This is a genomic window from Streptosporangium sp. NPDC003464 (assembly GCF_053588315.1).
In genome coordinates this window covers 20,563-40,473 of the sequence record NZ_JBSFPS010000056.1, presented here as the reverse complement: position 1 = coordinate 40,473, position 19,911 = coordinate 20,563, and the positions used below count along the sequence as shown (strand labels likewise).

Genomic DNA, 19,911 nt, shown 5'->3' with positions numbered 1-19,911 from the left:
ATCACGCCGGGCGCGTCGATAGGGCGCCTGGCGAACTTGCGGGCGTTCTTGTGCGCCACCGAGCCGTCGGAGGACAGGTAGGGGTTCTCCCGGGGGTTGATGTCGACCGCCCTGCCGTAGGCGTGCTGGGACCAGTTGCTGGACCCGGTCGCCGGGCGGCAGTTGAAGGCCGAGGTGTTGTCGGCGTCGATCGAGTCGAAGTCGTCGCCCTTGTAGACGTCGACGAGCTCCATCCTGCGGATCGGCCAGCGCCAGTCGTACAGGCGCCTGAAGACCGTGACGATGTCGTCGGCCGCGCTCTTGTTCACCACCAGCTCGCCGGTGTGCGGCCGGTCGTCGAAGCCCCAGTAGGTCATCGTGATCAGCCGCAGGTCGCCGACGGGGACCGGGCAACCGGGCCGCCAGGAGTGCCGGAGCCGCTCACGGGCGACCTTGGTCACCTTGGCGGAGAACTTCGGCGGGGCGGTCGAGGTCGGGCTCGCGGCGGGGGACGGGCTGGAGGTGGTCGGCCTGGTCGAGGGGGTCGGCGGCGCGGGCGCCGGGGTGAGGGTCGAGGTGGGCTGCGCGGGCTGTGCGGGCTGCGAGGTGGCGGTCGCGCTGCACGCGGCCGCCGCCAGACAGCCGACGGCCAGCGCGGCGGCCGCCCGGACGCGTGTCATCAACGGAGAGCTGCTCACCTGTTGCCACCCCACAGCCGACTCGCCATCCAACCGACAGAGACAAGCCTCCATTGTATTTGACCGGCTACCTCAAGTTATAAGAGGCGGTGGCGGCCCGGAAAGTCATAAGAGGCGGTGGCGGCCCGGACCCTGATGGCTTCCGTCCCGGTTTGATCCATGTCGGCGGGGCGCCGACATTCTTTAGCTGAGCTTTCTCCGGGAAATCTCGGTCCTGTGTTCGAAGCCGCGCTACAGTCTGAGGCACCGGATCGAACACGGGTTCGGACGATGTCTCCGCAGGTGAGGAGTGATGTCATGGCGACGCTCGCGGCGCGGCCGACGGCACATGCTCCTGTTCTGCGGGGTTCCGTCCGGCATCGCGCGACACGCCGTAGCGCTTTCTACGGAAATCTACGTCGGCCGCTATATCCCGTCATAAAGTCCGAGAGCGTGGACCCCGTGCGCAATCCCTACGCCCCCGGTGCGGGGCAGCGTCCCCCAGAGCTCGCCGGGCGCGACCGCGAGCTTCAGCAGTTCGAAATCGTCCTGGAGCGGGTGGCGCGTGGCCGCCCGGAGCGCAGCATGGTCGTCACCGGTCTGCGCGGTGTCGGCAAGACCGTCCTCCTCAACACCTTCAAGTCGATGGCCATGCAGCGGCTGTGGGGGACGGGGAAGATCGAGGCGCGGCCCGACCAGTCGATCCGGCGTCCCGTGGCCGCCGCCCTGCACCTGGCGATCCGTGAGCTGGCGCCCCGGCACCGGGCGCCCGAGCGCATCGAGGAGTTCCTCGGCGTGCTCAAGGCGTTCGCGATGCGCGATCCGTCGGCGGCCAAGGGCACCTCGCACTGGTCGCCCGGGATCGACGTGCCCGCGAGCCGGGGCCGGGCCGACTCCGGAGACCTGGAGATCGACCTCACCGAGCTGTTCGTCGACGCGGCCGGGGTGGCCACCGACCTCGGCGTCGGCATCGCCCTGTTCATCGACGAGATGCAGGACGTGCAGACCCCCGACGTCTCGGCGCTCTGCGCGGCCTGCCACGAGCTCTCCCAGAGCGGCGGCCCGCTGATCGTGGTGGGCGCCGGCCTGCCCCACCTGCCCAGCGTCCTGTCGGCCAGCAAGAGCTACTCCGAGCGGCTCTTCCGCTACGCCAGGATCGACCGGCTCGACCGCGAGGCGGCCGATCTGGCGCTCATCGCCCCGGCCGAGAGCGAGGGCGTGGCGTTCACCCAGGAGGCCCTCGACGCGCTCTACGAGGCCGCCGACGGCTACCCCTACTTCGTCCAGGCATACGGCAAGGTCGCCTGGGATCTGGCGCTGCGCAGCCCGATCACCGTCGACGACATCAGGGTCTCGGCGCCGGAGGCCGAGGAGGAGCTCGCGGTCGGTTTCTTCGGCAGCCGTTACGAGCGGGCCACCCCGGCCGAGCGTGACTACATGCACGCGATGGCCTCCATCGGCGACGAGCCCGTGGCCACCGCAGAGGTGGCCGAGGGGCTCGGCCGCAAGCCGTCCAGCCTCTCCCCGGCCCGCGACAGCCTCATCAAGAAGGGCCTGATCTACAGCGCCGAGCGCGGACTGATCGCGTTCACCGTGCCGCACTTCGGAAAGTTCCTGCGTTCCCAGCCCATGTGAACATACGTTCGATATAGTGTGAGAGTCTCCTAGACCTCTATATGGCTCTCTAGTGGGGAAGCTAGAGAGCCATATAGAGCCGAATCGCGCTGGGTAGGAAAATCTAGGGCTCTCTAGTGCCCGGCCGATACGGGGATAGATTCCCGCAGAGAGCCGATCTCGATCTGCCGCCCGTCGGCGCCGACCATCGCCACCCGCACCGCCGGATGGCGCCCGCTCAGATAGACCGCGAAGACCACGTCCGCCGGGTCCCCGGTATGGCTGCGTCCCGGATAGACGAAGAACCGCCAGCAGAGCTCCCGCCAGCTGTCGACCGGGTCCGTGCTCGACAGGAGTCCCTCGTGCGCCCGCCAGGCGGTGCTCGAACGGAGCCGGTTGAGCGCCGTCGCCGGATCCAGCGGGCGCTGCTCGCAGGGGGCACGGTGCCGGAGCCGGGCCGCGGCCTCCTCGATCTCCGGCGAGAGGGCGGCGAGCACCAGCAGCCCGCCGGCCGCGGCCGCGATCTGGTGCCAGGTGATGCTGGCAAGTGTCGACCAGCCGGAGACCGGCGGAGTCCAGACCGTGCCCACGGCCATGGCGGTCAGCGTCATGGTGCGCCCCAGCGAGCGCAGCCCCACCGGGATGGCGCTGACCTCGCCGAAGCAGCCGCAGCCCACGTCCGGGCGGCGGCGGCGCAGCTCCCACAGGACGTAGGTCGACACGGCGAAGAAGGCGGCCGTGCCCCACCGGAACAGGGGATGGCCGGTCACCGCCAGGCCGACCAGCAGGACCGCCTCCACGGCCGCGCAGCCGAGCATGGCGGGCGCGCGCCAGCGGTCGGCCACCAGCACCGCCGGCCCGAGCCTGCTCAGCGCGCCCGGCTCGGACTCGCTCACCACGGTCCGCACCTTGGCCAGTGCGCCCGCGGCCAGCAGCGCGCCCAGCACCGGCAGTTGCGCGGCGGCGATCGTCGTCAGCATCCCTGTCACCCCAATCCGACCCGGGCGTTGAAGCACCCTCTGGTCAGGTCGCCGCCGAGCTCCACGAAGGCGGTCGCCGACAGCTCCACGATCCGGCCCCGCGGGGAGGTGCCGCACTCCAGGCACCGGTCGCAGAACCGGCCGGCCAGACAGCCGCAGGCCACGACGGGCAGGACCGAGGTGCGCCCGGCGCACACGTTGCGCACGTTGAGCGTCGAGCCCAGCGCGAGGTAGGGCAGGCCCGCGCAGGACACCCCGGCGTCCTCGCAGTCGGCGTCGGAGCGCTCCAACATGGGGTAGGCCGCCCCCGACTCGTCGCAGTCGAAGGCGTCCGACCAGGTGGCGGTGCCGGAGATCCGTGACTGCACACCGCTGTAGCCGGGGGGCGGCTGCGGCACCGCCGTCCACCGGTAGGGCGGCTGCGAGGTCGCCGGCAGCCGGGCCTGGGCCACGCCGTCCTCACGGACCCCGATGGCGTCGAACAGGTAGCCGGGCTCGAACTGCGGGTGCCGGACCCGCAGCCGCCCCGAGGCGCGGTAGGGGATGACGACCGTGCGCCGTCCCCGGTGCGGCCCGCAGTACAGCTCCATGGTGCGGTCCCGGGAGCCGGAGCCGATGGACTGGATCACGCCGGTGATCCGGGTGATGTCGGCCCAGATCCGGTCCACCACCCGGCCGGACCGGAGCGCCCTGATGACCACATGGGTGCCCAGCGGCAGGTCGGCCGGGGCGACGGCCTCGCCGCGCCAGGCCGTCGCCCACGGCGCGATGACGAGCCGCTCCTCACGGCCTTCGGGGGTGTCGACGACTATCAGGTGCGGGCTGACGTCGAGGATCTCACCGGTGACCGCCTGGAGGAGCTCGCCGTCGTCGGAGACCGCCCCCGGCTCCTCCAGGGTCCGGCCGAGCGCGGCCGCGGCCAGTACGCGGCGGCGGTCAACGCTGCGGTACGGCATCGCCACTCCCCATGTTTCGCCGAGGTTTCCCCGTTAGCGTCACATGCCTGCCGGGGTCCCGCCGTCCGCTTGCGCCAATAACTCCGGCAGGTGTCCGACCACGTATCAAAATTCCCATCCCTGGTGCAACGCGTTGTCCCCCACATTGGGGCAAACCCGCACCCAATGTCCCGCGGCTCGGTGATCACGGGGCTGGGCTGTTTTTGCCGTTGAGGGGATGAAATATAGGTTCCGGTTCAGCCGAATTATGGGCTCCGGCTGCGATTCTGGCCACGAGACGCACCCTGACCACGGGCTGGTGATCGCGGTGACCGGCGGGACCCACGAGGAGTTCCGCGAGTACGTCGTTGCTCGCGGTCCCGCGCTGCTACGCGCCGCCCACCAGCTCACCGGGCAGCCCAGCGACGCCGAGGACCTGCTCCAGGCGGCGCTGGTCAAGACGTACCTCGCCTGGGACCGCATCCAGGACCGCGCGGCCCTGGACGCCTACGTGCGCCGAGCGATGATCAACATCAACATCTCCTGGTGGCGGCGGCGCAAGCTGGAGGAGTATCCATCAGAGGAGATCCCCGAGCCGGTTCTGGTGGGCGGCCACGGTCACGGCTATCTGCCCGAGCGGGTGGAGCAGGCTCTGGAGCGGCTGCCGGCCCGCATGCGGGCCGCGGTCATGCTGCGCTACTACGAGGACATGACCGAACCGGAGATCGCCAAGACTCTGGGGATCAGCGTCGGCACGGTCAAGAGCACGGTCTCGCGGGCGATGGCCAAGCTCCGCGGTGACCTCACGATCCCGGAGCAGCGGCAGATGGAGACGCAGGCCCAGCGCTAGATCCGCGGGTGCCGCGCGACGGCGGACGGGGACTTCACCTGTCCGAGGGCGGATCGGACGGGGACTTCACCTGCCCGAGGGCGGATCGGACGGGGACTTCACCTGCCCGAGTGGGGATGAGGGAGTCTCCCCGCCCGATGGCGGCCGAGAGGAGCTCCCGTCATTCAGCGGCCGAGGGGAACTCCCGTCATCCGGCGCCGTCCGGACGGGGGCTCCCGTCGGCCGGACGCTGTGTGCCGCCCTCTGCCATCCGGACGCTGTGCGCCCTCCGTCATCCGGACGCTGTGAGCTCCGCCCCCGCCGTGGCGCACGGCCGTACGGCGTCGCGGATGATCCTGAGCGTGGCGAGGAAGGTACTGAGCTGCTCGGGGGTGAGCAGGCCGGTGAACCAGGTCTCGATGTCCGCCAGGTGCTGGGGGAGCACGGCGCCGAGCCGGTCGGTGCCCGCCTCGGTGATGGTCGCGTAGGAGGTCCGGCGGTCGCTGGCACACGCCTGCCTCGCCACCAGCCCCTCGCGCTCCAGCCGGTCCACGACCCTGGTCACCCCGCTGGTGGACAGGCTGGTCTGCGCGGCCAGATCGCTCATGCGCAGGCGCTGGCCGGGTGAGCGCGCCAGCCGGATCAGGGTCTCGAAGTCGATGTCTGAGAGTCCCGCCGCTGAGAAGGACAGGTGCATCTTCGCGGACAGGCCGGTGTGGGCCTCGGCCAGCAGGCCCATGGCGGTCAGTCGGGAATCGTCAAACAGGGTCACGTCCACACTGTATCCGACGATAGTTGACGTGCGGAATATTCCTCGTGTAGAAATCTGTTGTCGCAAACATCCTCACGGCAAGCATCTCGATCGGGAGTAGACATGAGCACTCGGACCTGGGAAGACCTGCAGATTCCGGCCCCCGGAACCTTCGCCATCGACGTCGCCCACACCCGGATCGGCTTCATGGCCAAGCACATGATGGTGAGCAAGGTCCGCGGCAACTTCGGAGAGTTCTCCGGGACCGTCACCATCGCCGAGAACCCTCTCGACTCCTCCGCCGAGCTCACGATCAAGACGGAGAGCATCACCACCGGCTCCGCCGACCGTGACGGCCACCTGCGCAGCGACGACTTCCTTTCGGCGGAGAAGTTCCCCGAGCTCACCTTCCGCAGCACCCGTGTGGTCGGCTACTCCGGCGGCGAGTTCACCGTCCTGGGCGACCTCACCATCCGCGACGTCACCAAGCAGGTCGAGCTCACCGTCGAGTACGGCGGCGCCGGCACCAACCCGTGGGGCCAGGAACTGTGGGGCTTCTCCATCACCACCGAGATCAACCGTGAGGACTTCGGCCTGACCTGGAACCAGGCCCTGGAGACCGGCGGCGTCCTGGTCGGCAAGAAGATCAAGATCGAGATCGAGGGCGAGGCCAACCCCGTCTGATCCCCGTGATCTACTCGGACTCCCTCCCCGTGTCCCCGCCTCCGGTGTGGGCGGGGAGGGAGTCCCTGCTGTGTCCGCCGGTTGAGAATCCGTGTCTCGCACTACGAGAATCCACAAGATATCCACCGTGTCGAGCTGCGAAGACTTGACTCTGTCCACAGTTGTGGAGCAAGTTATCCACAGATGGTGGATAACTTCACCGGTCCCGTTCTCGGCGACGCGACCGGTGGCCGCTTTGCTGCCTTGGCGGATGGCCGGTACTCTGTGCTGAGCCACACGGCAACCAGGAGGCTTCGCCTAGTCAGGTCTATGGCGCCGCACTGCTAATGCGGTTTGGGTTTACCGCCCATCCGGGGTTCAAATCCCCGAGCCTCCGCAGATCAAGAGGCCCTCTCCCGAAACCTCGGGAGAGGGCCTTTCTGCTGCCTGAACACTGCCGGGGTTGCAGTTGTCACCCGTCGCCCCAGAGAGCGGCCCCCATGCGCGTGCTCGCGTCCTGCATCAGCGCGCCGGCCACGTGGGTGTAGCGCTCCGTCGTGGTCACCCGCGCGTGGCCGAGGATCTCCTGAACCACACGGATATGCACACCCTGTTCCACAGGAGCGTGCCGGCCGTGTGCCGGGCGTCGTGGAGCCGAGCGTCACGGACACCGGCCCGCTTCAGGAGCGCCTTCCACGCCTTGTAGTCCTCGCTGCGGGTCAGCGGCTCAAGGTCGGGGCAGCGGCGCGCCGCGCCGCCGTATGCCCCGCGTCGACGTCCCCGCGCCGCGCTGCGACCTGGGGGCCGGTCACGGCGCGGGCGTCGCGCGGGGCATCGCCGTACGGCTGCCGCGCCGCAGCCAGCCAACGCGCCGACCGCCGACACGCCGCCGCTACCCACGGCCGATCCGTCTGGCGCCACAACCGGCCAGTCGAGCCGCCGCACACGCTTCTCTAGCCAATAAGCCGGTCCGGGTATCCCTGCGATCGGTCACCCAACGACTGGGCCATCCTTCACATCCTGAGCAGTTCGCTTTCGCACCAGATATACGACTCCGGCAACAAGCTTGAGCAGAATACTCAGAGAGAGAAACACCCACAGTCCTGTCAGCCAAGCATCCGGCATGGGCCCGCGAAACCCAGAGAGCCCGAACACCGCACCAGCCCCGCTCCACCCGCAGAAGATGAAGGTGCACGCAGACCCAAGCTGATACCAAAAAGATCGCCGCACATCCATGCCGCCGATCCTCCCGCTTCATCACGCAACCAAGCAATGCCTCCGGCGGGGGCCGCCAGCTCCGGGATGATCAGTCAGGGGCGGTGCATGCCGAGCGCGCACGCTGCTTGTTGACGCCGAGGCAAGCCACCACGCGTGACGCGTCGGGAGACAGGAAGAGCTGAAAGCGATAGTCGGACTCGGTGCTCTTGACGATGCCGAGGATGAGGTGCTGAAGCCCATAGGAGCAGAGCTGTGTGACCGCCTCGTCAAAGCCGAGGGACGGGATGTCCATCCGGCGGGTAAGGCGCGCGCGACGCTGGTAGATCTTGGTCAGGGGGAGCACCTCGACCGGGTCCGGCCAAATCTCGAAGGACGCCCCAGCCATGAGCGCCCGACGGCATGCACGGCCTGCTTCGCCTGCGTTGTCCAGGAGCTGAACGAGCGTCTCTCTGTCCACGAGGGCAGCGTACGCACAGCACAGTCTTCCGGTGCCATGCAATATACGTGCAATGATCATGAGGAGGGCGGCGTGCTTGTATCGCTCCGCCCCAGGTAGAAGGCCATGCGTCCGCCGTAACGGTCACGCGCTGTAAAATCGTCGGCACTCCGGTTCTGGGAGCCAACTTGGGAGCCAACGGGCCATACGACCCCGGACCGAGCTGGACTGATGTGAACAGGCGGATCGTTCGCGACCTGCGCGGCGAACTGGCCTGAACGGCCCTGGACATCGTTTGGGAACCTTCCGATCAGATGTCGCGGGCCGCGTCGCGATCTGATCGCTGCGTGACGCAGATCACATCCCCTGACACGAACTCGTGCCGACCCTTCGGGCGAAAGCTGGTGAACCACCGCTCAGGGATGGGAGCACCATGTGACCGATGACGAATCCGGTAGGGCTGACGACGCCGAGCTGATACGGCGGTCGGAGCACGACCCGGAGTCCTTCGCCGACCTGTTCGACAGGCACGCGCCCGCGTTACGGCGTTACGTTGCCCGGCGGCTGGGCCCCTCTCTTGCCGACGACATCGTCTCCGACGCCTTTCTGGCCGCTTTTCGGCGCCGTGGCCGCTATGACATGAGCCATTCTGACGCACGGCCTTGGCTGTACGGCATCACCGCTCGGCTCATCAGCCGGCACAGACGTGTGGAGGTTCGGTTCTACCGGGCGCTGGTCCGCAGCGGCATCGACGAGATCGCCGAGCCGTACGCCGAGCGTGTCGATGACCGGGTCGCCGCACAGCAGGCCGGGCTGGCGGCGGCGCTGGCAAAGCTGTCACCCGGTGATCGGGAGGTGCTGTTACTCGTGGCCTGGGCCGACATGTCATATCAGGACGTGGCCCGTGCACTGGATATCCCGATCGGCACTGTCAGATCCCGCCTGAACCGAGCCAGGACGAGGACACGCCAGGCGCTCGGCGGACACGACCCCGCGATGACCCGAGAGGAGTCTTTCGATGGATGACCTGCGATCGTTGCACGAGTGGCGTGCCAAGGTCCCCGAGCCCGGCCATGAGTGGATCATCTCGGAGCGCCGGCGGCTGCTGAAGCGGATACGGGGGCGCAGGCGATCAGTGGGGCGTCGCCTGCTTGCGATCGGGGCGCTGGGGGCCGCCGCCTCGGTCGCCGTGGCCACCCTATGGCCGCAACCGCCTGCTCCGGGGCCAGCGGCTACACCCTCAGTCATTCGGCTCGACTCCAACGTGGTGCTGGTCCGCGCCGCCGATGTGGCGAGCAGGCGTAGGAGCGCCCAGGTGCCGCTGCCGACCCAGTGGCACTACACCAAGACCCTGGACAAGCAGCCGAACTCAGAGACGACCAAGACCCAGGAACAATGGCTGCGCTATGACGGCAGGCAGGCCGCCAGCTTCGGCGAGGACGGCCAGCTCACCGTCGGTAAGGAACACAACCCGCTGGATCCCGGCGATGACGACCTGTCGCCGCAGCAGTACGACGCCAGGCTACGCAAGCTGCCCACTGACCCGAGGAAGCTGCTGGCCAAGATCACAGGTGATCGTCACTGGATCGAGGGAGCCCGCGAGGAGGGGGTGCCCAAGAGCGTCGAACCCGCCGACGCCCGCGCCTATCGCGTGATCATGCTCTATCTGAGCAGGTACGGCACGATGCCACCGCGGCTGGAGGCGGCCATGTTCCGCGCTCTGGCGCTCATTCCCGGCGTCCGGATCGAGCAGGGCGTGAGCGACGCCGCCGGTCGCAGTGGGCTGGGCCTCTGGCTGGAGCGCGCCGGCGATACGCGGCCCTTCCGCGAATACAAGATCCTGGATCCGGCCACCTACCGCTACCTGGGAACTCGGACCGTCTGGCTGCGCGATGCGTTCATGCCTGGCAGCGACGAGCCCACCGCCCGCAAGGGAGCGGTGTGGAGCACGGCATTGCTGACGTCGGTGATCGTGGAACGTCCCGGTCAGCGGGGCTGAGCGCTCACCCGTGGATGGGAAGCACGCAAAGATGAGGGCCGGCTTGGGGCCTGTTCGTCGTGCGCGACCGCATGAGCCAGGACGGTGGACGGCATGCACAGGGGCGCCGGGCTTGGCGTAATAGCGTCGTCGCGGGTTCCCAGGCTGATGATCGAGGCTACTGGCGTACAGGATTTCGGGCCTGAGCATGCGGAATGGAGGCGGCTTGGTCCGATCGCATGTGTGTTCCACCGCAGGCCACGAAGCATCGCGCAGCCAGAGTCCCGCTCCGCTTTCATCCGTTTGTTGCGGGAGCCACGTTGGGAGCCACCGGGGTGGACGATCATGAACTGAGCCGAACGAACCTGAACAGCGGGGCGACTGACAGCCAGCGCGGCGAACGATCCTGAATGGCCTTGGACATCGTTCGGGGATCTACGGATCAGAAGGTGCCGATCACGAAGGCGTTAGTCCGTTGCTGAGCTCTCACCAGGAACAATCGGGTCGTGAACTCCCAGAACTCCCCTCTTCTGAATCTTCCAGTCCTCGGTGCGTTCGATCGGACCGCCGTACCGGGTGGCGAACACGAGGTCGTGATCCTCCCAGCGATCCCCCGTCTTGAGTCGGTCCGCGGCCTGGAGCTTGTGGTGCACCTTGAATAGTGCGAGGAGCGAATAGTGCGAGGAGCTCGGGAGGGCACTGAAGGGTGAGCTTGCTCCTGCCCTTGCGCTGCCGGAAGACGACGCCCCCACCCGTACGTTCCGGGCACCTGTCGGCGTGGCTCGTACAGTCCTTGAGGCAGGTCCTCTTGAAGCAGGTGTGCCCCTGCTTCTTGCAGTCCTCCTCACAGCTGGGGTTGTGCCCGTGATTACTGCACTTCTTCTTGCAGGGCCAGCGGTGCCACCTCTCACCGCACCGGTGAGGATCAGGGCACCCGCGAAATAGCGACGGATGGGCTGAGCGACAACTTTCGAACGGCTGGCGGAGACGTCGATTTCGACGACTTCAGCAGGAGCAGCCCGGGAGTTCCCTCAGGAGGCTAAAGAAGCGGGCGTGCCATCCAATTAGCTTGACCATTTCGATGTACTTTGACGCTGATGGTGCAAATCTATCGAGATCTTGCGGAGATGAGCATTCGGAGTGCAATCACCTTCCGCGTCAACAACTGCTCGACACCTTGCGATGGACACAACACGCCTCTTCGAGGCGGCGGGCCCTATCCGAGCAGAGGTAGCCATTTCCTACTGATCGGGGCCGACGGGAACTCCGCCGGCCTCGATCAGGTGTCGCACACAGGCACTGGTGCGTCGCTGCCGGGCGTGAGCATTTTGTCGTCCTGGCGGACGCTATCGGCCGCGCTGGCCGTCGCCCGGTCGAGGCTGTGCCAGCCGACGGACCAGTGCCCACGCACCACGAGGCGCTACATGCCCGTTTCGTAGGTCATGTTCGTTTGGCCCGTCTTCACCTGGCCGGCGATGTGGAGGTTCCCGCTGGAGTCCAGGATCGCGATGATCTTCTTCTGCGACCCGTGGTGGGTCGTGAAGTAAATCTTGTCCGCCTCCTGAGAGGTGGAAAGGTTTGTGTTCACCGAAAACTCGATGCTCACCGGTGAGCTTATGAGCACGTCCTTCTTCGGAGAGGACGGGTAGATCTGGTTCTGGCGCAGCTTGATTCGGCCGTGGGTGTCACCTTCATCCCAGTCGGTGGCCACCCCAAGGTCGATATCCGGCATGTCGACTCCCTTCGTTTCTCCCCGTTTGAGAACGACCCTTATGGATCGTGCCACAGCGAAGGATATGTGGTTCTTAAGAGATTTTCTAGAGTTCTTCCAGGCACTTCCTAAATATGAAAATTGGGCCACCTAATATAAATCTGAGGCGTTAAATTCCCTTATCTGCTATTTGTCCGAATGTGATGAGTGGGGCAAGGCGTCGAGTGCGGAGTCGAGACGCCTCCGGCGGGGGCACTCCGGCTCCGGGATGATCATTGGTCCGGGCGGGGAGGTGCGCGCGTTCGCGCTGCGACCTGACACTCCTCGCCGCTGATAGGTGCCGCGATGGAGGCCGGCACGGGCTGCCGATGAGGTGGTTCCGGAGACGCCCAATACCCTTCGGAGGCTCCTCCTCGCCGGTCAAGTGTCCCGGCCGTACCCGCCGAATCGGCCACCGTGCCCGTTGCGTGCCCGATGGAGCGGTGATCAAGGGGGAGCGGCAGGGACTCAGGGGGAACGCGATCGGTGGCCCCAGCAGCAAAGACGCAGACCAATCATGATCGGCTTACGTCTTTGCAAGCAGGTGATCCGCTGGGCTTCCGGGAGTCATCGTGGGAGCCGCCCGGGTAGGTGATCATGAACTGCCGACAGCCTTGAACAATCGGAGCTCCGGCAGGCAGCACGGCGAACGGCTCTGAACGATCCCGGTCATCGTTTGGGGACCTACGGATCAGGAGGCGCCTGAGCTGAGGGCCGGCCCGTGGTCGGGCACGATCAGAGCGTGGATCTCCAGGATTCCTTCCTCCTGAAGGCTGCTCGGCTCTGCCCTGCCGACATCCGGACCGAGGCCGGCGTCGGTGTGGCCGACGTGCTGGAGCACCTGGAGCGCGATGACTGGGAGACAGCCCTCCTCCTTCTTGAAGAACTCGGCGACGCGCATCTTCAGTCGCCGGAGTTCTGGGACCTGCTGGCCGACACCGCCCGTCTGCTGTGGCTCCACAAGGACGCCGAGTGGTACGGATGGCGAGGCTGTGAGGTTCGCAGCGGCGCAGTTCTCGCCGAGCTTCACCTCATGAGCCCCGAGGAGGGAGGCCGGACGAGACCTGTGCCTCCTGACGTAGTGCTCCGGCCCATGTGGGACATCGGCCGTCTCACGCCCGGGGGTGACCCCCTGCTCAGCATCGCCATGCTCTGGGTCGAGGGCCGCGACCCCTTGGAGCCGGGGGAGTGCGGGCGGGTGAGACTGCTACCGCTGACGTTCGAGCACTGGCGGCACGTGAAGCCGGGCGATGTGATCACCATGCACGAGATACGGCCCCCGGCCGGTACGGCGCGCATCACCGAGATCATCCCACCCGGAGCAGCCGGTTCCTGGTTGCAGTTCCAGTTGCGATCCACCGTCGTGCCACGCCGTTCCAGACGGACCGGCCGCGCCTATTGGTCCAGGTGGAACCGATCGGGACAGGCAGGATCAGAGCCGCTGACGCGGTTTGGGTTTACCGCCCATCCGGGGTTCAAATCCCCGAGCCTCCGCAGATCAGAGGCCCTCTCCCAGAACTTCGGGAGGGCCTTTCTGCTGTCCGAGCACTGCCGGGGTTGTGGTTGTCATCCGTCCTCCGGGGTCCTCGGATCGTGAAGGGGAAAGGAGAAGCGCGACCGGAGGTAGTAGACGTTCATGGTCCGGGAAAGATTGATCGGTAGCATTTCGCCCCAACTATCTGATCCCAAGGAGTCATGGGTGCGACGGTCCCGGACACTGGCCGCTCTTCTCGTACTGCTCGCCGTACTGCCGACAGGATGCGCGAGTGCTGACGGCGGCAAGGGGGTCGCGATCCCCGACAGCCCGGTGGGCAAGCAGCTGCGGTGGTATCTGGATGCCGTGAATCGCGCTCCCCTTGCCGAGAGCGAGCTGAACGAGCATCTGAGCCAGGACTTCCTCAAGGAGATTCCTCCGCGGAAGTTCAATGAGATCGCCCAGAGCCTGAAGCGGCTGGCGGTGGACGAACTGAGCGGCATCAGACCGACGGAGCTGGTCGGGCTGACATCCATTCCCCTGGGGCAGAAGTACGGCACGAAGATCTCTGTCGATGCGGACGGAAAGATCGACTACTTGCTCTTCGACCCCAAGTAGCGGCACGGGGGGGCGGCGGCGGTGCCGGTGGCAACGGCCCCGGACTCGGCCGTATGATCTCGGCGCTCGATCAGGGCATCTGCGTCCGCCGCTCTCTAGCATTTCCGCCATGGAGAAGCGGAGCTGGCTGAACACGGGACGAGAGACCTACACCGCGAGGGAGCGCGAGCTGATCGGCGTCGATCACGCCGTGCGGGCCCGCTCCTTCTTCCGCGGTCATCCCGCCTACGGCCGCACCCCGCTGCGCCCCCTCCCCGCGCTGGCCGGTACGGCGGGCGTCGCCTCGATCCGGGTCAAGGACGAGAGCGGGCGCATGGGGCTGGGCAGCTTCAAGGCCCTGGGCGGCATGTACGCCGTCGCCCGGCTGGTGCGGACCGAGGCCGAGGCCGAGGCGGGGACGGGGACGGAGGGGGACCATGGCCCAGGGCCCGCCGAGGAGCGGTTGCGGGAGGTCGCCGCGCGCACCCCGTTCGTCTGCGCCAGCGCCGGCAACCACGGGCTGTCCGTGACGGCCGCGGTGCGCGGGCTTGGTGGCAGGCCGATCGTGTTCCTCAGCGAGGACGTCCCCGAGCAGTTCGCCCACCGGCTGCGCTCCCTCGGCGCGGAGGTGCGGCGCGGAGGGAGCGACTACGAGGAGAGCATGGCCACGGCCCTGGAGGCGGCCGGACGCCACGGCTGGCGGCTGGTCTCCGACAGCTCGTGGGACGGCTACACCACCGTCCCCCTCGACATCATGCGCGGCTACACCGTCCTGTTCGACGAGATAGGCGAACTGGGTGAACTGGGCGAGACGGGCGAGGCAGGTGAGGCGCCTACGCACGTCTTCGTCCAGGCGGGCGTGGGCGGGCTGGCGGCCGCGGCCGCCGGGTACGTACGCGACCGCTGGGGTGAGGGGCCCAGGGTCGTCGTCGTCGAACCGCAGGCCGCTCCGTGCCTGCTGGCGAGCGCCCGCGCGGGCAGGCCGACGCGGGTCGACGGCGGACGGACCCGGCTCGGGCGGCTGGACTGCCGGGAGCCGTCCCTGCTGGCCTGGCGGCTGCTGTCCCGGCTGGCCGACGCCTTCGTCACCGTCACCGACGGGCAGGCCGAGGCCGCCGCGAGGCTCCTGGCGGCCGAGGGCGTGCGGGTCTCGGCCTGCGGCGCCGCCGGCGCGGCCGGTCTGCTCTCCCTGGACCAGGACACGCGTGCCGCGCTGGAGCTGGGACCCGGCTCCAGCGTTCTCGTCGTGGGGACCGAAGGCGCTCTCTGACTGCCCGCCCCGGGGCGCCGGCGTTACGGCGCGGTCGGCGGCGACGGTGGTCTCCGCCGAACTCCAGCGGGCTGCACCGTCAGTCCAGGGACCTGTGGCGTTTCTGGAACCGGTTGCTCTTCGCGCGGTTGCCGCAGGTCTCCATGGAGCACCAGCGGCGACTGCCGTTCTTGCTGGTGTCGTAGAACCAGAGCACGCACGCGGGGTTGGAGCATTTACGGATCCGTTCGGGACGCTCGCCCATCAGGCGGACGAGGTCGGCCGCCGCCAGCCAGGCCGCGTGCCAGGACGGATGGTCGACGACGATCTCCTCGTACGGCTGCGCGCCCCGCAACCGGGGCCGCCGTGAACCGTGCTCGAGGACGGCGTCGAGCAGGGCCTCCCCCTCGCCGGACGTGGCGCCGGGCCGCTCCTCCCCGTCACTCAGGGTGGTCCGCAGCCTGTCGCTCAGGACGGTCCGTAGCGCCTGGCGCGCCATGACCAGGGGCTCCCTCGCCTGCTCGGCGTCGCCGGGCAGGCCGTGCTCGGCGAGCCAGGACTCCGTCCCGCCGAAATCGTCGAAGAAGTCCACCCAGGCGCCCTGCTCCACCCAGGCGGTGTTGACCAGGTCCAGCGCCAGGGGCTCGCCCAGCAGTGGCCGCGTTCTCGTCATGCTTCCAATATAACCCTCTAAGTGGACTTGACCGGTTGGTGGTGGCGCGCTACCTTGGCATCGCCAACCGGCAAAACGCTTTTAGATGGTTAGGGATGATCGTCATGGCAATCCGCCACCACTCAGCCAGGATCGATGAGCTGGACGTCTTCTACCGCGAGGCGGGTGACCCCTCCGCGCCCACGCTCGTGCTGCTGCACGGCTTCCCCACCTCGTCGATCGCCTACCGGGACCTCATGGAGGAGCTGGCCGACGAGTTCCACCTCATCGCACCGGACTATCCCGGTTTCGGGCACAGCTCCGCCCCGGCGGCGGACGAGTGGGACTACACCTTCGACCACCTGGCCGACATCGTCGACCGGCTGCTCGACTCGCTCGGCCTGACCAAATACGCGATCTACGTGCACGACTACGGCGCGCCGGTCGGCTTCCGGCTGGCCCTGCGCCACCCCGAGCGGATCACCGGCATCGTCACCCAGAACGGCAACGCCTACGAGGAGGGCCTGACCCCCTTCTGGGACCCCATCCGCGCATACTGGGCCGACCCGAGCCAGGCCAACGGTGACGCGCTGCGCGGCCTGCTCACCCGCGAGGCCACCCACTGGCAGTACACCCACGGCGTCCCCGACGTCTCGCTGGTCAACCCCGACAACGAGGCGTTCGACCAGGCGCTGCTCGACCGGCCGGGCAACCAGGAGATCCAGCTGGCCCTGTTCCTCGACTACGGGGTCAACCCCGGCCGCTACCCCGACTGGCAGGAGTATCTGCGCACCCAGCAGCCGCCGCTGCTCGCCGTCTGGGGACGGAACGACGAGATCTTCGGCCCGGACGGGGCCCGGGCCTACGCCCGGGACCTGAAGGACGCCCGCGTCCATCTCCTGGACGCCGGCCACTTCCCGCTCACCACGCGCCTGGCGCAGAGCGCCGCCCTGATCCGCGGCTTCCTCCGCGGCCTGTCCGACTGACCCGGTCTGTCCGGCTGGCCCAGTTTGCCCGGCTGACCCGGCCGGTCCGGCTGATCCGGCCTGCCGACTGGCGGGAGCGTCCGGTCCGCCCTCGGGCGGGTCGGACCCCGGCCCATCCCGTGGCCCATCCCGTGTCCTGAAGCGGCTCATCCAGCGTTCCGAAGCGGCTCATCCCGTGTCCTGAAGCCCGAACGGAGATCTCCGATGGCGATCCCTGCCTCCAGCCTGACGTCCAAGCCCTCGGCCGCGCCCGCGCGGCCGTCGGCGGTCGCCATCCTCGTCACCACCCTGGCCACCCTGGCCGGGCTGCTCCTGCTCGCCGCGGTGACCTCCGCGACCAGCCTCCCGCTGTTCGCGCTGCCGTTCGCGGCGAGCGCGGCCATCGTGGCGGTCGCCCCCGCCGCGCCGTTCGCGCAGCCGCGCAGCATCATGCTCGGCCACCTCAGCGCCGCCGCGCTCGCGCTGGCGATCACCGTGCTGAGCGGGCCGTCGATCTGGACCGCCGTCGTCGCGGCGGGCCTGGCCACCGCGCCCATGCTCCTGCTGCGCGCCCCGCACCCGCCCGCGACGGCGACCGCGGCCCTGATCGGCCTGACCGACCCGGACCCGGTCTTCCTGATCAACCCCGTGCTGGCCGCCGGCGTGGTCGTCATTCTCGGCGGCGTGGCCCTCGGCCGGGCACTGCCCGGCTACCGCTACCCCGCCTACTGGCGCTGACCGGAGCGGGACGGCCCGGTGAGGACGCCGTGCCCGCCCGGTGGCGGGCACGGCGTCCTCGGGCGTCCAGCCGGGTCCCGGCCGCACTCGGTCCGACGTGGTCGCGGTGCTCAGTTCGGCGGGGTCAGATCGACGAAGGCGGTGCAGTTACCCGGCCACGCCGGGTTCCCGGGGGTCCCGGGGGTGGGCTGCACGGTGCACCTCGTGTGGGCGATCTCGCCGATCGCGCTCCGCACCGTGACATGGATGTCGTTGCCCATGCTCGCCATGGAGACGCCGACCACGCTGCCGGGGTAGTTCGCCACCGATGAGATGTCGACCCAGCGGGGCACCGTCCGCAGGTCCCGGATCAACGTCGCCCCGTTGCTCTTGACGGCCCCGATGAACGTGAGGCTGCCCTGGAACGCCGTGGCGACGCTCGCGCTCGACCCCTGCGGCCCCTGGGGGCCCCGTGGCCCCGTCAGGCCTTGCTGACCTTGCGGACCCTGCTGACCTTGTGGCCCCTGAGGGCCGGGCAGACCCTGAGGGCCTTGAGGGCCCCGGGCTCCCTGCGGGCCGCGTACGCATTTGGAATTCTTGGCGTATCCGTTTCTGCAGTCCGTCCATGCGCGGGCCGCCGACTTCTGGGAGGCGATGCTGAAATAGCGGTTCAGCGCCGCCCCGCCGTTGGGGAAAGCGGAGCGCGGGCGGGCGGTGTCCGATTTATCGGTGGCGCCGGCCGGAGCCTGGTGCGATACCGCGAGAAATGCGCTGATCACCGCCATCGCGGTGATCCAAGTCCGGCCCCGCCTGCCGGGCCGCGGAGACGGGACGCCCCTGCTGTCATTGGGAGTCATTTAGTTCCGTATCGTCGGTGATTTCAGTGAATCGGCATCGGATGAGACCGCCGTTGCGGCGGCAGCCGGGAGATACCCGCTGTCCGGTGGGATGGCACGTCGATCCGGTTAACGGAGATTAAATGAGTGTCGCAGTGACGGGAAAACGCAATTCGCGCACGCTTCCGGCGCTCTGCGTTTCCCGTCGAATTGTTCCTTCGGCGCCGATAATCGAATTAGATGTGATTGATTTGCGATGAGAGTGCTTGGCCGAGATTCGGCGGGTCGCGGCTGCACCGGGGCACGGTGCCGCCGCCCTCCCGGCACCGCGGGAGGGCGGCGGCTCACAGACGTCGGCGTCACAGACGCCGGCCGGTCACAGGTAGACGCGGGGGTCGGCCAGGAGCGGACGCGGCAGCCGTACGGTGATGAACTCGTTGTCGTCGGGCCTGCCCGGCGTGCGGCCGGAGGAGAACGGGAAGTTGTTGTCGTCGAGCACGCCCAGCGTCCAGTCGTCGAGGATCACGACGTCCTCGATGGTCTGGAACGGGAAGCGGAAGGTCTCCCCGGCACCGCCCAGGCCGCGTGGGTCGGCCAGGTCCAGCAGATCGGCGACGAGGGTCTTGCGCAGCTCCTGGCCACGGGTGTCCACAAGATAGATGCGCTTGGTCCTGGCCTCCTCCCCCTGGAGGTTGTCGCGCTCGATGACCAGGAACCGGTGCCGGTCGACCGCGATCATGTCGCCGATCGCGTTGTCGGGGCTGTCCAGCCGGTAGGTCCAGCGCTTGCCGGTGTAGGTGTGCCGGCGCAGGTCGAACTCGTGCATCCGCAGCGTTCCGGCCGGATCGCCGGAGACGGTGCCCTCCAGCAGCGGGTAGAGGGCGCGGCCGTCGACCGAGCGGGCCATGCCCTCGAACCCCTTGCTCCGGCCCAGGTTGGGCTGCTCCCCGCCGAGGGACGGGTTCTCCGGGGCCTTCACGCCGGGCAGCGGGACGGGGGCCTCCAGCAGCTTGCCGGAGGGGGAGAAGTGGAGCAGGAACGGGCCGAACTCGTCGCCGATCCAGTAGGTCCCGTCGAGGGTCCGCACGATCGACTCCACGTCGAAGTCGGCGCCGGTCAGCACCCGGTCGGCGCGGACCAGCGGCCAGGTCACATGGCCGTCGGGGTCGCTCAGGCCGAACCCGCCCAGCACCTTGACCTCGCCCCGCCGGAAGTCGGGCTTGATCCGGTGCACCCGCAGCAGGAAGTCGGCGCTGTTGGCCTTGGCGCCGTAGCCGTTGTCGGACAGCACGTCGAAGGTGCCGTCGTGCCGCCGCACGATGCCGCTGAACCCCTGCACCGGCTGCGCGGCGAACGGCGGGGTCACCCCGTTGACCGGGGCAGTGCCGAGCTGGGCCCCCGACGGCTCGCTCCCGGGCACGAACGTCTGGGCGGGCAGGGAGGCGAACCCGGTCAGTGTGGCCCGGTCGGACCCGGGGTGCCAGGGGTCGGCCACCGCGGGCGCGGCCATCGCCAATGCCAGTACGGCCGCGCCCAGGGTGATCGTCATGCGTCGTCTCATGGCGGCACGCTAGGGAGCCCGCGTGAACTGCCGATGTTGTGGTGCGGGCC

The 19,911-nt window shown here is 68.4% G+C and carries 20 protein-coding genes and 1 tRNA gene; 11 read left to right on the top strand and 10 right to left on the bottom strand.

Annotation, left to right across the window (positions count from 1 at the left end; all coding sequences use genetic code 11):
- Window positions 1-659, bottom strand: a 659-nt coding sequence (locus ACWDS7_RS15350) for a M15 family metallopeptidase (RefSeq protein ID WP_451929796.1), incomplete at its 3' end; no start/stop codon positions are given.
- 450 nt (window positions 660-1,109) lie between these two features.
- Here ACWDS7_RS15350 and ACWDS7_RS15345 point away from each other — a divergent pair.
- The gene (locus tag ACWDS7_RS15345; protein ID WP_451929795.1) at window positions 1,110-2,291 is read left to right on the top strand and encodes an AAA family ATPase; all 1,182 of its coding nucleotides are present in this window, start codon (window positions 1,110-1,112) and stop codon (window positions 2,289-2,291) included.
- 113 nt (window positions 2,292-2,404) lie between these two features.
- Here ACWDS7_RS15345 and ACWDS7_RS15340 read toward each other — a convergent pair whose 3' ends face one another.
- Together ACWDS7_RS15340 and ACWDS7_RS15335 are read right to left on the bottom strand one after the other, a co-directional pair.
- The gene (locus tag ACWDS7_RS15340; RefSeq protein ID WP_451929794.1) at window positions 2,405-3,250 is read right to left on the bottom strand and encodes a MauE/DoxX family redox-associated membrane protein; all 846 of its coding nucleotides are present in this window, start codon (window positions 3,248-3,250) and stop codon (window positions 2,405-2,407) included.
- A 5-nt stretch (window positions 3,251-3,255) separates the two neighbouring features.
- Entirely contained in the window at window positions 3,256-4,206 is a 951-nt protein-coding gene (locus ACWDS7_RS15335) for a hypothetical protein (RefSeq protein ID WP_306861930.1), read from the bottom strand.
- A gap of 217 nt (window positions 4,207-4,423) precedes the next feature.
- Here ACWDS7_RS15335 and ACWDS7_RS15330 point away from each other — a divergent pair, with 217 nt between their 5' ends.
- Window positions 4,424-5,035: a SigE family RNA polymerase sigma factor gene (locus ACWDS7_RS15330; protein WP_306861931.1), complete on the top strand. Its 612-nt coding sequence runs from the start codon at window positions 4,424-4,426 to the stop codon at window positions 5,033-5,035.
- 271 nt (window positions 5,036-5,306) lie between these two features.
- On the opposite strand, the gene ACWDS7_RS15325 is transcribed toward ACWDS7_RS15330, so the two are convergent.
- Window positions 5,307-5,786 carry a MarR family winged helix-turn-helix transcriptional regulator gene (locus ACWDS7_RS15325; protein WP_306861933.1) on the bottom strand — a complete coding sequence of 160 codons (480 nt, stop codon included), beginning with the start codon at window positions 5,784-5,786 and terminating at the stop codon, window positions 5,307-5,309.
- A gap of 102 nt (window positions 5,787-5,888) precedes the next feature.
- Between ACWDS7_RS15325 and ACWDS7_RS15320 the strand changes: the two genes are divergently transcribed.
- Both ACWDS7_RS15320 and ACWDS7_RS15315 read left to right on the top strand, forming a co-directional pair.
- Window positions 5,889-6,449 carry a YceI family protein gene (locus ACWDS7_RS15320; protein WP_306861935.1) on the top strand — a complete coding sequence of 187 codons (561 nt, stop codon included), beginning with the start codon at window positions 5,889-5,891 and terminating at the stop codon, window positions 6,447-6,449.
- A 286-nt stretch (window positions 6,450-6,735) separates the two neighbouring features.
- Window positions 6,736-6,825: transfer RNA gene (locus tag ACWDS7_RS15315), tRNA-Ser, on the top strand.
- Between the two features lie 75 nt (window positions 6,826-6,900).
- Here ACWDS7_RS15315 and ACWDS7_RS15310 read toward each other — a convergent pair.
- Window positions 6,901-7,035 carry a hypothetical protein gene (locus ACWDS7_RS15310; RefSeq protein WP_451929793.1) on the bottom strand — a complete coding sequence of 45 codons (135 nt, stop codon included), beginning with the start codon at window positions 7,033-7,035 and terminating at the stop codon, window positions 6,901-6,903.
- Window positions 7,036-7,734: 699 nt separating this feature from the next.
- Window positions 7,735-8,103: a hypothetical protein gene (locus tag ACWDS7_RS15305; protein ID WP_451929792.1), complete on the bottom strand. Its 369-nt coding sequence runs from the start codon at window positions 8,101-8,103 to the stop codon at window positions 7,735-7,737.
- A 414-nt stretch (window positions 8,104-8,517) separates the two neighbouring features.
- Here ACWDS7_RS15305 and ACWDS7_RS15300 point away from each other — a divergent pair, with 414 nt between their 5' ends.
- On the top strand, window positions 8,518-9,108 hold the full coding sequence (locus tag ACWDS7_RS15300) for an RNA polymerase sigma factor (RefSeq protein WP_451929791.1): 591 nt from the start codon (window positions 8,518-8,520) through the stop codon (window positions 9,106-9,108).
- On the top strand, window positions 9,101-10,081 hold the full coding sequence (locus ACWDS7_RS15295; RefSeq protein WP_451929790.1) for a CU044_5270 family protein: 981 nt from the start codon (window positions 9,101-9,103) through the stop codon (window positions 10,079-10,081). The genes ACWDS7_RS15300 and ACWDS7_RS15295 overlap by 8 nt, the downstream gene beginning before the upstream one ends.
- A gap of 1,399 nt (window positions 10,082-11,480) precedes the next feature.
- Here the strand turns inward: ACWDS7_RS15295 and ACWDS7_RS15290 are convergent.
- Entirely contained in the window at window positions 11,481-11,792 is a 312-nt protein-coding gene (locus tag ACWDS7_RS15290; RefSeq protein ID WP_306861947.1) for a DUF6342 family protein, read from the bottom strand.
- 760 nt (window positions 11,793-12,552) lie between these two features.
- Between ACWDS7_RS15290 and ACWDS7_RS15285 the strand changes: the two genes are divergently transcribed.
- The 3 genes from ACWDS7_RS15285 (at window position 12,553) to ACWDS7_RS15275 (ending at window position 15,151) form a co-directional block, all read left to right on the top strand.
- Window positions 12,553-13,407, top strand: coding sequence for a hypothetical protein (locus ACWDS7_RS15285; protein ID WP_451929789.1), 855 nt, complete (start codon window positions 12,553-12,555; stop codon window positions 13,405-13,407).
- Between the two features lie 102 nt (window positions 13,408-13,509).
- Window positions 13,510-13,902, top strand: coding sequence for a Cpe/LpqF family protein (locus ACWDS7_RS15280; protein ID WP_451929788.1), 393 nt, complete (start codon window positions 13,510-13,512; stop codon window positions 13,900-13,902).
- A gap of 109 nt (window positions 13,903-14,011) precedes the next feature.
- Window positions 14,012-15,151: a diaminopropionate ammonia-lyase gene (locus ACWDS7_RS15275; RefSeq protein WP_451929787.1), complete on the top strand. Its 1,140-nt coding sequence runs from the start codon at window positions 14,012-14,014 to the stop codon at window positions 15,149-15,151.
- A 79-nt stretch (window positions 15,152-15,230) separates the two neighbouring features.
- On the opposite strand, the gene ACWDS7_RS15270 is transcribed toward ACWDS7_RS15275, so the two are convergent.
- Window positions 15,231-15,803: a CGNR zinc finger domain-containing protein gene (locus tag ACWDS7_RS15270; protein WP_451929786.1), complete on the bottom strand. Its 573-nt coding sequence runs from the start codon at window positions 15,801-15,803 to the stop codon at window positions 15,231-15,233.
- A gap of 104 nt (window positions 15,804-15,907) precedes the next feature.
- Between ACWDS7_RS15270 and ACWDS7_RS15265 the strand changes: the two genes are divergently transcribed.
- Together ACWDS7_RS15265 and ACWDS7_RS15260 are read left to right on the top strand one after the other, a co-directional pair.
- Window positions 15,908-16,768: an alpha/beta fold hydrolase gene (locus ACWDS7_RS15265; RefSeq protein WP_451929785.1), complete on the top strand. Its 861-nt coding sequence runs from the start codon at window positions 15,908-15,910 to the stop codon at window positions 16,766-16,768.
- Between the two features lie 204 nt (window positions 16,769-16,972).
- Window positions 16,973-17,485, top strand: coding sequence for an HPP family protein (locus ACWDS7_RS15260; RefSeq protein WP_451929784.1), 513 nt, complete (start codon window positions 16,973-16,975; stop codon window positions 17,483-17,485).
- A gap of 110 nt (window positions 17,486-17,595) precedes the next feature.
- On the opposite strand, the gene ACWDS7_RS15255 is transcribed toward ACWDS7_RS15260, so the two are convergent.
- Both ACWDS7_RS15255 and ACWDS7_RS15250 read right to left on the bottom strand, forming a co-directional pair.
- Window positions 17,596-17,838 (bottom strand): hypothetical protein, encoded by a 243-nt coding sequence (locus ACWDS7_RS15255; protein WP_451929783.1) that lies wholly within the window; start codon window positions 17,836-17,838, stop codon window positions 17,596-17,598.
- A gap of 838 nt (window positions 17,839-18,676) precedes the next feature.
- Window positions 18,677-19,861: an esterase-like activity of phytase family protein gene (locus ACWDS7_RS15250; protein ID WP_451929782.1), complete on the bottom strand. Its 1,185-nt coding sequence runs from the start codon at window positions 19,859-19,861 to the stop codon at window positions 18,677-18,679.
- Window positions 19,862-19,911: the final 50 nt, after the last annotated feature.

Excerpts from the sequence above, each read along its gene's own strand:
- ACWDS7_RS15330 (WP_306861931.1), top strand. The coding sequence starts at position 4,424 with ATGAAATATAGGTTCCGGTTCAGCCGAATTATGGGCTCCGGCTGCGAT.
- ACWDS7_RS15275 (WP_451929787.1), top strand. The coding sequence starts at position 14,012 with ATGGAGAAGCGGAGCTGGCTGAACACGGGACGAGAGACCTACACCGCG.
- ACWDS7_RS15270 (WP_451929786.1), bottom strand. The coding sequence starts at position 15,803 with ATGACGAGAACGCGGCCACTGCTGGGCGAGCCCCTGGCGCTGGACCTG.
- ACWDS7_RS15340 (WP_451929794.1), bottom strand. The coding sequence starts at position 3,250 with ATGCTGACGACGATCGCCGCCGCGCAACTGCCGGTGCTGGGCGCGCTG.
- ACWDS7_RS15295 (WP_451929790.1), top strand. The coding sequence starts at position 9,101 with ATGGATGACCTGCGATCGTTGCACGAGTGGCGTGCCAAGGTCCCCGAG.
- ACWDS7_RS15260 (WP_451929784.1), top strand. The coding sequence starts at position 16,973 with ATGGCGATCCCTGCCTCCAGCCTGACGTCCAAGCCCTCGGCCGCGCCC.
- ACWDS7_RS15250 (WP_451929782.1), bottom strand. The coding sequence starts at position 19,861 with ATGAGACGACGCATGACGATCACCCTGGGCGCGGCCGTACTGGCATTG.
- ACWDS7_RS15335 (WP_306861930.1), bottom strand. The coding sequence starts at position 4,206 with ATGCCGTACCGCAGCGTTGACCGCCGCCGCGTACTGGCCGCGGCCGCG.
- ACWDS7_RS15290 (WP_306861947.1), bottom strand. The coding sequence starts at position 11,792 with ATGCCGGATATCGACCTTGGGGTGGCCACCGACTGGGATGAAGGTGAC.
- ACWDS7_RS15265 (WP_451929785.1), top strand. The coding sequence starts at position 15,908 with ATGGCAATCCGCCACCACTCAGCCAGGATCGATGAGCTGGACGTCTTC.
- ACWDS7_RS15320 (WP_306861935.1), top strand. The coding sequence starts at position 5,889 with ATGAGCACTCGGACCTGGGAAGACCTGCAGATTCCGGCCCCCGGAACC.